Origin of the sequence: uncultured Microbulbifer sp. (genome assembly GCF_947489355.1) — a bacterium.
Lineage (GTDB): Bacteria > Pseudomonadota > Gammaproteobacteria > Pseudomonadales > Cellvibrionaceae > Microbulbifer.
Map to the genome: position 1 here is coordinate 98,744 of NZ_CANLDD010000006.1, position 13,331 is coordinate 112,074.

The following is a 13,331-nucleotide window of genomic DNA, read 5'->3' on the forward strand; positions in this document are numbered from 1 at the left end:
CTGCTTTACTAGTACTTCCCTGGAGGTGCCCCTGTCGCAGACAGGCAACCCCAGCAATCATTACTTGGCGTTAAACCAGTGGCGGCCGCTACGGGCCAGCAATTCACCGGCCTCCGTCGGCCCCCAGCTTCCCGCGGTGTAAGGTTTGGGCTGATTATTGGTGTCACGCCAGTGTTCAATAATCGGGTCGACCCAGTCCCAGGCTGCGGCCACTTCATCGCGATGAATAAACAGCGCCGGATTGTTGGCCGCGGCATCCAGCATCAAGCGTTTATAGGCATCGCTGCGGAAGCTGTCGTAGGTATCCGACAGGTTTAAATTCAATTCCGCCTGCTGCAACTTTGTGGCCAGACTGTCCATCTTCTTGGCCATCAATATCAGCTTGATACTCTCTTCGGGCTGCAGGCGGATTACCAGGCGGTTGGGAATGACTTTGCCGGCACTTTCATCGTAGACGTGATGGGAGACTTTCTTGAACTGCACCACAATTTCCGCACAGCGCTTATCCATACGCTTGCCGGTACGCAGAAAAAAGGGCACACCCGCCCAGCGCCAGCTGTCGATATGCGCCCGTATTGCGACAAATGTCTCCGTAGCACTGGCACCGTGTTCCAATTCGTCCAGGTAGCCGGGCACACGCTGCCCGTCGATCTCTCCAGCCACGTATTGCCCGCGCACGACATTCTTATCCACTTCTGATGCCGCGAGCGGGCGCAGGGCTTCCAGCACCTTGATTTTCTCCGCGCGAATATTTTTCGCGGACATGGTGTTGGGCGATTCCATCGCGATCAGGCACAACAGCTGCAACAGGTGGTTTTGCACCATATCCCGCAGTGCGCCCGTCTCATCGTAAAAACCGGCGCGCCCCTCCAGGCCGACCGTTTCCGAGATACTGATTTGGATATGGTCGATCGCTTTTGCATCCCACAGGTGCTCAAACAACACATTGCAGAAACGCAGGGCAAGCAGGTTTTGTACGGTTTCCTTGCCCAGGTAGTGATCAATGCGGAATATATTGTCTTCGGGAAAATAGCTGGCGAGTTTGCTGTTGATTTCGCCGGAGGTCTGTGCGTTGTAGCCCAGTGGCTTTTCCACAACCACTCGGGCTTTCTCACTGATCAGACCCTTTCTGTTGAGGTTTTCACAGCAAAGGCCAAAGACTCCCGGTGGGATTGCCAGGTAGAAAATACGCACACGCCCGGGGTCTGCACCCAAGATGTCCGCGAGGTGTTCCCACCGGGCATCGGGCACGGCTATATCCAACGCCACGGGACACAGCAGCCGGCTGAAATCGCACCAAATGGAGTCACAGTATTCACCCTCGCGCAGGTGCGCCTGCAGGGCCCGCTGTGCGGTTTCCAGGTAATGATCGGCATCTTCCCGGCGTCGGCATACCGGGAGGATTCTGCAATCCTGTGCCAGACTGCCCTCTCTAAACGCGCGGTAAAGCGCCGGTATCAACTTGCGCAAGGCAAGATCACCGACGCCACCAAACAACACCATGTCAAAAGGATCAAGCATAGGTTCCGCTCTGAGATCGTTTTCCTGCAATGCCTGGCGGCACCGTCCCGGTTAATACAGAATACTGGCGCCCGTCTCCGCACCACTGGCCATTGCACGCATATTCGCGAAGAGTTCTCGACCCATGCCGCGGGCGTTTTCCGACAGATCGCACTGAGCGGGTTTGCGCGCGGCGAATACCTTTTCATCCACAAGCACGCGCAGTACACCCGCTTCACAGTCCAGTTCAATCAGGTCGCCGTTGCGCACCCTGGCAATGGCTCCCCCCTCAACGGCCTCGGGGGACATATGGATGGCCGCCGGCACCTTGCCGGAAGCCCCGGACATGCGCCCATCTGTCACCAGCGCCACTTTGAATCCGCGATCCTGCAGTACCCCCAGCGTCGGCATCAGCTTGTGCAGCTCCGGCATACCATTGGCGCGGGGGCCTTGAAAACGCACCACAACGATAAAATCCCGCTCCAGTTCGCCGGCCTTAAAACGCGCCAGTAGTTCATCCTGGTTGTGCAGTACAATGGCCGGCGCCCTGATCTTGAGCTGCGCGGTTTTCAGCGCGGAAACCTTGATCACGCTGCGGCCCAGATTGCCCTCAAGCAATTGCAGACCGCCATGGTGGGAAAAGGGATTGCTCACCGGGCGAATCACCGAGGTATCGGCACTCTCTTCAGCACTTGGCCGCCATACCACGCCATCTCCGGCATCGTTGAGGAAAGGATCGCAGCAATAGGGCTTGAGCCCCGAATCCCCCAGCACTGTGTGTACGTCCGGGTGCAACAGACCGGCAGAGAGCAATTCTCGAATCAAAAACTGCATACCGCCCGCCGCGGCAAAGTGATTAATGTCTGCGGTGCCGTTGGGGTAAACATGACACAGCAGCGGCACCACTTCGGAGAGATCCGCCATATCCTGCCAGGTCAGCTGGATGCCCGCAGCACGGGCCATGGCCACCAGGTGCAAGGTGTGGTTGGTGGAACCACCGGTTGCCAATAACCCCACCACGCCATTAACAAAGGCTTTTTCTGTGAGAATCTTGGCGATCGGTGTGTGTTGGCTGGGCTCGGTAATTGTTACCAATTGCGCCACTGCCGCTTCGTTCAGGGCATCGCGCAGTCCGGTGCCGGGATTGACGAAAGAGCTGCCCGGCAACTGCAGCCCCATAATTTCAATCAGCATCTGGTTGCTGTTGGCTGTACCGTAGAAGGTGCAGGTGCCGGCACTGTGATAGGAAGCACTCTCCGCTTCCAACAGCTCTGCACGGCCCACCTTGCCCTCGGCATAGAGCTGGCGTACCCGCACCTTTTCCGTATTGGAGAGGCCGGTGGGCATAGGGCCCGCCGGTACAAAGATCGTGGGCAGATGCCCGAATGCCAGCGCCCCGATCACCATCCCGGGGACAATCTTGTCGCAGGTGCCGAGGAACATGGCGCCCTCAAACACATCGTGGGACATCGCCACTGCTGAGGACATGGCAATCACGTCGCGGGAGAACAGACCCAGCTCCATACCCGGCCGCCCCTGGGTAACGCCGTCACACATCGCCGGCACACCACCGGCCACCTGGGCGCTGGCTCCGTGACGCGTCGCCGCCTCTTTCAGGCGGGCCGGGTAAGTCCCGAAGGGCTGGTGCGCAGATAACATATCGTTGTAGGCGGTGACGATCCCCAGGTTGGGCCCACGCCCCGAGGCGATCAATTGCTTGTCTCTTTGCGGAGAGGCGGCAATGGCATGGGCCAGGTTGCCGCAGGACAGGTGTGCACTGGCGCGACCTTCAATATGCGCCTTTTCCACCTGCGTCAGATAGTCTGCGCGGGATTCTTCACTGCGCAGGATAATGCGCTCCGTAACTGCCTGAACCTTACTGTGCACCATGACTTTTCCGTATTCACTCTGTTGGAGTGGCCACCTCGGGCCATCTGCCAACACCCGATTTTGGCGGTATTCCCACCACCACTGACCATCTAGCCCTGAAAAGACAATCCACTGTGGAAAACCCTACTCCAGCCCTTGGGTTGTAGTGCGACTGGCGGCCTATCACCCCACAAAAGCATCTGGACCAGAGAGAACCCCAGGGCGTTTCTGGGCAAAAGGGCCGGGCTTCACCACAACAGCGCCCGGAAAGGACTCAACCTTATTTGACAGACACTATGTAGTAAAACTACATAAAATTCAATATTTCCTGAATATGTTATTCGAGTTCAATAACATTCAGGTAAAAAGTGCTTTTTTTAGCGTTAATTGACCTAATTTTTATCGAAATAAGAGGATGTTATCTCTTTTATATGGAATTACTGACTTGATAGACGAGTAAAACCCAACCAAAATATGTAAGAAATTTACATATTGGCAATACAGCACTGGGTAGCCTGGCCTCAACACGGACTTCGGCAAACTAGTATTGTTATTCTATGAAAGTCACTATCACTGACGTTGCCAAGCGTGCAGGGGTGTCGATTAAGACCGTCTCACGGGTCATCAACAATGAACCCTCTGTACGTCCGACCACCAGAACGCGGGTCCTTATGGCAATACAGGCGCTCGATTACCGCCCCAATCTGGCGGCGCGCAACCTGGCAGGCACTCATTCCTATTCCATAGCCCTGATTTACGACAACCCCGATGCCTACTACGTGATCGATATGCAAAACGGTATCCTCGCAGCCTGCAGGGCGCGGGACTATGAACTGCTGATCCATCCCAGCAGCGCCAAATCGCCCTCCATTCACGACGAACTGCACAAACTGGTGGAGCAAAGCCGGATCGCAGGCCTGATCCTCACCCCCCCCTTCTCTGAATACCCCGAGGTCATCGACACCCTGAAAGCGCTGAATGTGGAATTTGTGCGGATTCTCTCCTCCCAGGCTGCCGACCAGCTGGACCAGATGGAGGAAAACTGTATTCAGGTGGATGACGGTGCCGGGGCCTTTTCAATAACCCGGCACCTGGTGGAGCTCGGGCATCGGCGCATCGGTTACCTGCACGGAGGCATTGAACACTTTTCCACCCTCGGCCGCCTCGAGGGTTATATGAGGGCACTGCAGGAGTCGCAACTGCCTGTCGACGACCAGATGATTCTTGAAGGGGAATATTCTTTCGACTCAGGCGTGGCAGGTGCCACTGCCCTACTGAAGTCCGACTCCCCCCCCACCGCCGTCTTTGCCGGTAATGATGAAATTGCCGCAGGCGCTCTCTTTGCCGCACGCAAGATGAACATTGATGTGCCGCAGCAGCTGTCCATTGCAGGCTTTGAGGACAGCCCCTTTTCACGCCAGACCTGTCCCAAACTCACCACTGCCCACCAGCCCAACGAGGAAATCGGCCGTTGTGCGGCAGAGTTGACACTTGAGCGGATTCACTGCAAGGGGAATATGGGGAAGGAGAAATCGCAGGAGAGTATTACCCGCCGTTTCACTCCCAGGCTGATCGTGCGGGATTCCACTGGAGCGGCACCAAAACAATCTTCTACCATTCAAGCTCAGCCAGCGTCCCATAAAAAGACCGGATAACTGGGCTCCGAAGGCTTGACGTTCATTAATCCTGACCCCTGTTTTTCGTATCTGGCACAGATTGTCCGGCAGGGTCTGGTTGACACGGGGCCCAGTCCTAGCGTGCCAGGGATATGACCCCGGTACAGGCGGGATGACCATCGGCATCGGAAATGCCATTGCGTCGGCCATTGCCCTATCATCTATGCTTGGAGTTGCCCCGCCGGAAGCGACCGAACAATTTCCACAGGAAAGCGCCGATGGCACAGCCACCAGGTACGCTGATAATATATTTCTGGCGCAAAATTGCGCTAATTTCCCTTTTTGTATGCATTGGCAGCTGTTCCAGTGTCCAGTTCGCCTACAACAATATCGATTACTGGATACGCTGGAAAGTGCACGACTATGTGGACTTAAACCGGGCACAGGCGGCTGAACTGCAAGCTGCCCTGGACAGCTTTTTCCGCTGGCATCGACAGACCCAGTTGGAACATTACGCGGAGTTTCTAACCCGCCTGGCCGACGGAGTGGATGAGGGCGCACTGGAAAGCCCCCGCTTGGAACCTGTGGAACAGCAGCTACAGCAGTTTTTGCACAGCGCCAGCGACAGTGCCTACGACCTGTTTCTTCCCATTGTGGCGCAGCTGGATAAACACCAAATTGACGAGTTGCAGAAAAACCTGCGGAAAAAACAGCAAAAGGCTTTGGAAGAATGGCAGCAGCCGCCGGAGAAGATCCGGCGGAAGCGCAACCGACAGATCCGCAAAGAAGGCGAGCGCTGGCTCGGACACCTCTCGCAAGAACAGATAAATCTGATCGCCGCCTGGGTCTCCAAGGTGGAGTACAATCCCCAGTCCCGCAGTGCGCAGAGGCAACTCTGGCAATCGAAAGTTATTGGCCTGTTGCGCAGCAAACCGCCAGGCTATGTGGCAACATTGCGCAATCTGCTGGTAGACCCACAGCAACTCTGGTCACCCCAATACCGGCAGGCGCAGGAGCGGCGCCAGGAACAGGCGCGCGAACTCGCCGAACAGATATTATCCAGCACAACTCCGCCCCAGCGCCATCACCTGAGTCGCACCCTGCGGGAATATGCGCAAAATTTCCGTATACTGGCGAGCCAGTAAAACTGCAGCCATACCCATTCGATCACCTTAACGGATGAATACTGCAGGCAAAGGCACCGGCAGGCTGTTAAGCTCGCACACTTAAATGATCAGCCAGGGGAACCCCCGTGCACATTGAATCCGCCACCAGCAGCCAATTAGCCAAATGGGAAAAGGAACTGAGTGCCCACTACGAGCGAATCTGCCAGCATGCACTGAACCTGGATATTACCCGCGGCAAACCTTCGGCGGAACAATTGAATTTATCCGACAAACTCGATGGCATTCTCGCCACCGATTATCGTGCCTCCGACGGTACGGATACACGCAATTATGGCGGCATGACCGGCCTTACCTGCGCCCGGGCCCTGGGCGCGGATATGTTGCAGGTGCCAACAGAGGAAGTCATGGCGAGTGGCAACAGCTCCCTGACCCTGATGTACCATGCCGTACTGACCGGATACCTATTCGGCTTCGCCGGCAATGTTCCCTGGCGGGAGCTGGAATCCCCCAAGTTTCTCTGCCCGGTGCCCGGCTACGACCGCCATTTTACGATTTGCGAGCAGCTCGGCATCCGTATGCTCGCCATCCCCCTGGAGAAAGGGGGGCCGGATATGGAGTGCGTCGAAAAGCACGTCCGCGAAGACAGTGACATTATCGGCATCTGGTGTGTGCCCAAATACGCCAATCCCAGTGGTATCACCTACGATAGGGAAACGGTGGAGCGCCTGGCCCAGTTGGGGCAGATTGCCAATCCCGGTTTCCGTATTTTCTGGGATAACGCCTACGCCGTGCATGACCTGGGACACTTTATCAGCCTTGCCAGTATCCGCGCAGCCACCCTGGAAAACGACACTGTGGATTCCGTGCTGCAGTTTGCCTCCACATCCAAAGTCACCCACGCGGGCTCGGGTGTTGCCTTCGTCAGCGCCAGCAGCGCCAATCTGGATTCGCTGAAGCACCAAATGCAGGCGATGACCATAGGCCCGGACAAAGTGAATCAGCTGCGCCATTCGCGCTTTTTCACCGAATGCACCACGCTTGAAGAGCATATGCACAAGCATGCCAGTATTCTCAGACCAAAATTCGAGTGTGTGCTGGAGCACCTGCAAAATGCCCTGGGAGATTCGGATATGGGCCGATGGGAGAAGCCTCAGGGGGGGTATTTCGTCTCTTTCAACACCCGCCCCGGCTGCGCAAAGGCAGTGGTGAAGCTGGCGGCAGACGCAGGCGTGAAACTCACACCCGCAGGTGCCACCTTCCCTTATGGCAATGATCCGGAAGACAGCAATATCCGCATAGCCCCGAGCTTCCCAGCGCTGGAAGAGCTGGATACCGCCCTGTCGGTGTTTGTGCTTTGCGTTCAACTGGCAAGTGTGCGCCAGCGGCTGGCGCAGTGCCGAAATGCGAGCAGTTAAGCCTGCACCCTATCTGGTGGCCGGGCCAATCGTGGGGGGCGATGTGATAGCGGGAGCCATTCCGCTCAAATAGCGCTTGGCAAATTTCTTATCCGCCAGGCTGAGGTCAACCACCACCAGACCATCCACGGCATCGCAAAAACCCGGATCGATATTAAATGCGTGAAAACTGGTCCCTCCCGGTTGGGTCAGTGCTGCATATTTCTTAAAGAGCGGGGGCAACACCACACCCTCTTCACGCAGCACCTGCTTTAATTGGCGCAAATCCGCCAATGCATCCCCGGATAATGCCGGTAGAGGTGCCCGGGCCCACGGAAAGGGCAGACGCGCGTCCCCCAGGGGCCTATTGGGGGCAAAGTAGCGGGAGAAATAGCGCACAATGGCGGATTTGGCACGCACAGAAAATGTTCCCGGCATGGACACAGGTCCGAACAGGTAGCGTACCTTCTTGCGCATCACCCACTGGCCGATGGCACTCCACAGCAAGTCCAGGCCGCCTCCACGCCAGTATTCCGGCAGCAGGAAACTGCGCCCCAGTTCCGCCGAACCCGGCAGGCACTCGCGCGGCGGGTGTGAATAATTAAACAGGGTGCTGCTGTAGATCTCGTCCTCCGCCAGGGCCTCGGTGGACGCCAGGCGGTAGGCTCCAGCAATCCGCCTGCGCCCGCCATCCCAAAGCAGCAGGTGGTCATAATGCGCATCGAAGGCATCCCAGTCGCGGCTCTGTCCTGTGCCCTCTCCCACCGCCCGAAACGCCACCTCACGCACTCGCGCCAGTTCACGCATCACCGGACAGTCGGCTTTCTGCCGGTAGAGATGCACCGACAGGTCACCCTGTCCGGCAAGTACCTCACAGGGCGCAATCAATTTCATCACCTCAGCCGGGGGCTCCGCAGCGGCGATCAATTCGGGACCAAGGGGCGGGGGCGAGCGATGCAGTTGGTAGACATGCTTGCGCCAAAGAGCGGCCTTGGCTCTCAGTGTCAGGGGCCAACTGCAAAAGTGTTCCGCTTCGAGGGGATGGCCGATGCGCACTTCTATGCTGCGGCTGGCCTGCTTGAACATTTCCCGCACCAGCCAGAGCGTCGAGATGGGTTTGTTCAGGGCTGACAGGCCGTAAAACCACCAGGAATTTCTGCCGAGTACCTGAACAGGCAGAATCGGCGCCCCGGCCTTCTCCGCAATTCGCGCAAAACCCGGATTCCAGCGCCCATCCCTGACGCCCTTGGGGGTCAGTCGAGAAACCTCACCGGCGGGGAAAAACAGAATGGCCCCTCCCTGCCCGAGGTGATCGTAAATACCCTGCACATCTGCACGGTGGGTGCGGCCGTGAAAATTATCCACCGGCAAAAAGAACGGGCGCAGGGGTTTGAGACTCCACAATAGCCGGCTGGCCACAGCACGCACGTCCCTGCGCACCCGGGAGATCATATCGATCAGTGCGAGGCCATCAAGACTGCCGAGAGGATGATTGGCGACGATCACCAGAGGACCATCAGCCGGCACCCGCTCCAGTTCAGAGGGATCCAGGCCGTAGCGGAAATCCAGATCGGTGAACAGCTGGCGGATAAAATCGATCCCCCCCAGATGGGGGTATCGCCGCCCAAATTCCACTACCCACTCTTCACAACAGATTTTCTTCAGGGTTGCGGAAACCAGTTTGCGAGTGGGTTTTTGTGGCGCAGCGCTATACCAGGCATTTTTCTGCAGAAGGTGCTCAACTCGAATCATGCCACCACCACCTCTGCCGGAAGGTTGGAGGGGGTCGGCATCCGACACCAGGCCCCCCGTTTCAGAGACGGCGCCTGCCTATCGAAAATATCCCCGGCCAGATAAACCCTGTCAGCGCAATTCTGCGCCAGAAAATCCACCAGCCGGCAGGACTCGCAGTCACTGCTGCCCAGAGGGACATCCGATATCCACAGCGCGCGGTAGCGATTTCTCATAGCAAGATTTCCGCCTTTGATCAGCAACTAACCGGGCCACCGGCCAGGTCTGTGCGGGACGCAGTCAAAATCGAAACCGGTAAAACGGTTTGTCGTCTAAACAATGACTGTGCAGCGGCTTGATGACAGTTCAGTGTATCTTTCTTGAAGCTTATATGGCAACAGAAGACAGAGGCGCAAAGGGCTGATGGCGGCCAATCCGCCGAGTCCAGGCCCGGCGGCATCGGTTCAGGCGGGGAGGATGCCTTACTCGGTATCCTGGGGGCGACTGATGGGCGGCGCAAAGGGAAACTTTGCCACTTTGTCCCCCCCTTTGGCCTCTACGATCTTGCCCGTGCCCTCCTTTTCCACTTCGTCGATACGCACAATGCTGTGCATCGGGATATAGGAGCGCGTGACCGAAGCAAACTCGGTTTTCAGCTTCTCTTCGCTGGGGTCCACCACCAACTGTGCCCTTTCTCCAAATACAAACTCTTCGACTTCGATAAAGCCGTACATATCACTCTGGTAGATAGCCCGAGCGTAGAGTTCATATACCTGGTTCTGGTTGTGAAAAATTACTTTATAAATCGGGTTGGCCATAGGTCTCTCTGAATGGGAATTACCGCGAACCTCAAAATTAGTCAGACAGCGGGCAAAGCGCGCAAGAATAGCACAGGTTTGCAACCGCTAATATAGCCATCTAGGCAGTGCGGAGCCGTATGGCTATAATGCGCCCCCCGTTCAATTGACCAGATTTCAATCAGGCAGAATATGTCCGATATACCGGTGAAGAAACTTTACATCAAGACCCACGGCTGCCAAATGAACGAGTACGATTCCGCCCGGATGCGCGACCTACTCGGGGAATCTCACGCCATGATCCCCACTGACAATCCCGCTGAAGCGGATGTGCTGTTGGTCAACACCTGTTCTATCCGCGAGAAGGCCCAGGAAAAACTGTTCCATCAACTGGGCCGCTGGAAGCACCTCAAGGAAAAAAATCCCGGCCTGCTGATCGGTGTTGGGGGCTGCGTTGCCAGCCAGGAGGGGGAAGCGATCGCCAGACGCGCACCCTACGTGGACCTGATTTTTGGCCCACAGACCCTGCACCGCCTACCGGAGATGATGGAGACCCGGGCGCAAAAAAATGGCGCTGTGGTGGTAGATGTGAGCTTCCCGGAAATCGAGAAATTTGACCGCCTGCCCCAGCCCGAGGCCGATGGTGCCACTGCCTTTGTTTCCGTCATGGAGGGTTGTTCCAAGTACTGCACCTTTTGTGTAGTGCCCTATACCCGCGGCGAGGAGGTGAGCCGCCCGCTTGCCGATGTATTGGAGGAGGTTGCGCACCTGGCCGGTCAGGGCGTGCGCGAAGTGAACCTACTGGGCCAGAACGTCAACGCCTACCGAAGCGTCGGTGAGGATGGCCATGCAGTGGATTTTGCCGAGCTGATTACCTATGTTGCAACCATCGAGGGTATTGACCGCATTCGCTACACCACCTCTCATCCAGTGGAGTTTTCCGATGCGCTGGTCGATGTCTATGCCCGGGTGCCGGAACTGGTCAGCCACCTTCACCTGCCGGTACAGAGTGGTTCCGATCGTATCCTCATGGCCATGAAACGCGGCCATACTGCACTGGAGTACAAATCCAAGATTCGCCGCCTGAAGGGAATCCGCCCGGACATCTGCCTTTCCTCGGACTTTATTGTGGGCTTCCCCGGCGAGACCGACAGGGACTTTGAAGCCACTTTGAACCTGATCCAGGAGGTGGGTTTTGATCTTTCCTTCAGCTTTATCTACTCGCCGCGCCCGGGTACCCCGGCAGCCGACCTGCCCGATAGCACCCCGGAAGAAATCAAAAAACAACGCCTGCAGCTACTGCAAAATCGCATTAACCAGCAGGCCTCCGCCATTGCGCGGCGCATGGTTGGCAAGACTGAGCGGGTCCTTGTTAGCGGCGTATCAAAAAAAGATCCGGGACAATTGCAGGGCCGCACTGAAAATAACCGAGTGGTCAACTTTCGCGCCGACAACCCGGCCCTGATCGGAAAATTTGCCGATATACAGATTGTGGAGGCCCTGCCCAACTCCCTGCGCGGGAAATTACTCACATCAGAACTGGAGCAGAGTCTGTTCTAAAAAGTCCTGGACAACCTGTCCCCCAGCAAGATGCAATGGCAGCCCCTGTCCTGCCGCCCAGAAGAGGCTGTGGTCACCAAAAAGTACTATTTGTTATTAAAACAATATTTGCATATAACCTATTTGTAGCACTCAAGTCTTTCCCATTCCGGGAAAATGGGTATACCCTAGCAATGAACCCCTAACATTAAGGTACCGTAACCAGTTTGGAAACACATACCCTCGCGCACAGCATCACCCTCGAGCCCAACGACGCCCGCCGCCTCGCCAACCTCTGCGGTCAATTTGACCAACATCTGCGACAAATAGAACAGCGGCTGGATATTGAGATCCGCAATCGCGGCAATCTGTTTACTTTTTATGGCGAATCCCAGCCCGCCCGCGCTGCCGGCGAGTTACTGAACGCCCTCTACCGGGAGACCGGCTCTCATAACCACCTGACTCCAGATGAGATTCACCTGGCCCTGCAACAGTCGGGCGTGGAGGAGTTGCTCAGCAATGGCGAATCCGGGGAAGGCGACCAGGTGGTTTTGATTCGCACCAAAAAGTGCTCGGTACGCCCGCGCGGTCTGAACCAGCGCAAGTACGTGTATGCAGTACAATCCAACGATATCAACTTCGGCATCGGCCCGGCGGGGACCGGCAAAACCTACCTGGCGGTGGCCTGTGGGGTGGAGGCCCTTCTCAAGGACCGGGTCGAGCGTATTCTGCTGGTACGTCCGGCTGTCGAGGCCGGTGAAAAGCTGGGCTTTTTGCCCGGCGACCTGAGCCAGAAGGTGGACCCCTACCTGCGCCCGCTCTACGACGCCCTCTATGAGATGCTGGGCTTTGAGACCGTTGGCAAGCTGATCGAGCGCAACGTCATTGAAGTGGCACCGCTCGCCTATATGCGCGGGCGCACCTTAAACAATGCCTTCGTCATCCTCGATGAGAGCCAGAACACCACCCGCGAGCAGATGAAGATGTTCCTGACCCGTATCGGTTTCGGTTCCACCGCAGTCATTACCGGCGATCCCAGCCAGGTGGACCTGCCGCGCGGACAGGTTTCGGGCCTGCGCCACGCCGTGGAAGTCCTGGGCAAGGTCAAGGGTATCAGCTTAACGTATTTTGGTGCCAAGGATGTTGTCCGCCACCCCCTGGTCCAACGCATTGTGGAGGCCTACGATATTCACGAGGCCGAACGCGACATGACCGCCGGCAAGGCCAGCGAGAATGCCGCTTGACACCCAGCTGCCGAGTCATGATTGATTTGACACTCGATGTACAGCGGGCCAGCCGTTGCACACCACTGCCCCCCGACGAGGCCATTCACACCTGGGTTGCCAAAACACTGACCGGGCACCGGGAGGTGGCCGAACTCTCCGTGCGCATTGTCGACAGGGAAGAGAGCCAGCAGCTCAACAACCGGTACCGAGGCAAGGATGGTCCTACCAATGTTTTGTCCTTTCAAGCGGACTTACCTGCGGAGCTAAATCTTCCCCTATTGGGGGATCTTGTGATCTGTGCTCCGGTAGTACAGCTGGAGGCGGAGCAGCAGCGCAAATCGCTGTCGGCGCACTGGGCACATATGATGGTCCATGGCACACTGCATCTGCTGGGCTATGACCATATCGAGGATAACGATGCAGCGGTGATGGAAAAGCTGGAGACAGACCTGCTGTGTAGCCTCGGCTTTTCCGCCCCCTACACTCCTGCTGGGAGGGCGAAATGACAGCCCACTGCGCAGCCGAATTACCC

At 57.0% G+C, this 13,331-nt stretch carries 11 protein-coding genes; 6 read left to right on the forward strand and 5 right to left on the reverse strand.

The window, feature by feature from the left end:
* Nucleotides 1-60 precede the first annotated feature (60 nt).
* A complete protein-coding gene (gene zwf / locus Q1A48_RS04815) occupies nt 61-1,521 on the reverse strand; it encodes a glucose-6-phosphate dehydrogenase (RefSeq protein WP_299941952.1) in 1,461 nt (486 codons plus the stop codon).
* A 51-nt stretch (nt 1,522-1,572) separates the two neighbouring features.
* Nucleotides 1,573-3,387, reverse strand: a complete 1,815-nt coding sequence (gene edd, locus Q1A48_RS04820) for a phosphogluconate dehydratase (protein WP_299942028.1) — start codon at nt 3,385-3,387, stop codon at nt 1,573-1,575.
* 539 nt (nt 3,388-3,926) lie between these two features.
* On the opposite strand from edd, the gene Q1A48_RS04825 reads away from it, so the two are divergent.
* The 3 genes from Q1A48_RS04825 (at nt 3,927) to Q1A48_RS04835 (ending at nt 7,527) form a co-directional block, all read left to right on the forward strand.
* The gene (locus Q1A48_RS04825; RefSeq protein WP_299941954.1) at nt 3,927-5,024 is read left to right on the forward strand and encodes a LacI family DNA-binding transcriptional regulator; all 1,098 of its coding nucleotides are present in this window, start codon (nt 3,927-3,929) and stop codon (nt 5,022-5,024) included.
* A 239-nt stretch (nt 5,025-5,263) separates the two neighbouring features.
* The gene (locus tag Q1A48_RS04830) at nt 5,264-6,130 is read left to right on the forward strand and encodes a DUF6279 family lipoprotein (RefSeq protein WP_299941957.1); all 867 of its coding nucleotides are present in this window, start codon (nt 5,264-5,266) and stop codon (nt 6,128-6,130) included.
* Nucleotides 6,131-6,237: 107 nt separating this feature from the next.
* Nucleotides 6,238-7,527 (forward strand): aminotransferase class I/II-fold pyridoxal phosphate-dependent enzyme, encoded by a 1,290-nt coding sequence (locus Q1A48_RS04835; protein WP_299941960.1) that lies wholly within the window; start codon nt 6,238-6,240, stop codon nt 7,525-7,527.
* A 9-nt stretch (nt 7,528-7,536) separates the two neighbouring features.
* On the opposite strand, the gene Q1A48_RS04840 is transcribed toward Q1A48_RS04835, so the two are convergent.
* The 3 genes from Q1A48_RS04840 to Q1A48_RS04850 form a co-directional block, all read right to left on the reverse strand.
* A complete protein-coding gene (locus tag Q1A48_RS04840) occupies nt 7,537-9,258 on the reverse strand; it encodes a GNAT family N-acyltransferase (protein WP_299941963.1) in 1,722 nt (573 codons plus the stop codon).
* A complete protein-coding gene (locus Q1A48_RS04845) occupies nt 9,255-9,473 on the reverse strand; it encodes a hypothetical protein (protein WP_299941966.1) in 219 nt (72 codons plus the stop codon). The genes Q1A48_RS04840 and Q1A48_RS04845 overlap by 4 nt, the downstream gene beginning before the upstream one ends.
* A gap of 246 nt (nt 9,474-9,719) precedes the next feature.
* A complete protein-coding gene (locus tag Q1A48_RS04850) occupies nt 9,720-10,055 on the reverse strand; it encodes a DUF1820 family protein (RefSeq protein WP_299941969.1) in 336 nt (111 codons plus the stop codon).
* Nucleotides 10,056-10,226: 171 nt separating this feature from the next.
* Here Q1A48_RS04850 and miaB point away from each other — a divergent pair, with 171 nt between their 5' ends.
* The 3 genes from miaB (at nt 10,227) to ybeY (ending at nt 13,305) form a co-directional block, all read left to right on the forward strand.
* A complete protein-coding gene (gene miaB, locus Q1A48_RS04855) occupies nt 10,227-11,594 on the forward strand; it encodes a tRNA (N6-isopentenyl adenosine(37)-C2)-methylthiotransferase MiaB (RefSeq protein ID WP_299941971.1) in 1,368 nt (455 codons plus the stop codon).
* A 206-nt stretch (nt 11,595-11,800) separates the two neighbouring features.
* Nucleotides 11,801-12,817: a PhoH family protein gene (locus tag Q1A48_RS04860; RefSeq protein ID WP_299941974.1), complete on the forward strand. Its 1,017-nt coding sequence runs from the start codon at nt 11,801-11,803 to the stop codon at nt 12,815-12,817.
* 17 nt (nt 12,818-12,834) lie between these two features.
* Nucleotides 12,835-13,305 (forward strand): rRNA maturation RNase YbeY, encoded by a 471-nt coding sequence (gene ybeY / locus Q1A48_RS04865; protein ID WP_299941977.1) that lies wholly within the window; start codon nt 12,835-12,837, stop codon nt 13,303-13,305.
* The last annotated feature ends 26 nt before the right edge of the window (nt 13,306-13,331 follow it).

Bases quoted from the DNA above. Each gene is read 5' to 3' on its own strand.
- zwf (WP_299941952.1), bottom strand. From the start codon at position 1,521: ATGCTTGATCCTTTTGACATGGTGTTGTTTGGTGGCGTCGGTGATCTT.
- Q1A48_RS04825 (WP_299941954.1), top strand. From the start codon at position 3,927: ATGAAAGTCACTATCACTGACGTTGCCAAGCGTGCAGGGGTGTCGATT.
- Q1A48_RS04830 (WP_299941957.1), top strand. From the start codon at position 5,264: ATGGCACAGCCACCAGGTACGCTGATAATATATTTCTGGCGCAAAATT.
- Q1A48_RS04840 (WP_299941963.1), bottom strand. From the start codon at position 9,258: ATGATTCGAGTTGAGCACCTTCTGCAGAAAAATGCCTGGTATAGCGCT.
- Q1A48_RS04845 (WP_299941966.1), bottom strand. From the start codon at position 9,473: ATGAGAAATCGCTACCGCGCGCTGTGGATATCGGATGTCCCTCTGGGC.
- Q1A48_RS04850 (WP_299941969.1), bottom strand. From the start codon at position 10,055: ATGGCCAACCCGATTTATAAAGTAATTTTTCACAACCAGAACCAGGTA.
- miaB (WP_299941971.1), top strand. From the start codon at position 10,227: ATGTCCGATATACCGGTGAAGAAACTTTACATCAAGACCCACGGCTGC.
- ybeY (WP_299941977.1), top strand. From the start codon at position 12,835: ATGATTGATTTGACACTCGATGTACAGCGGGCCAGCCGTTGCACACCA.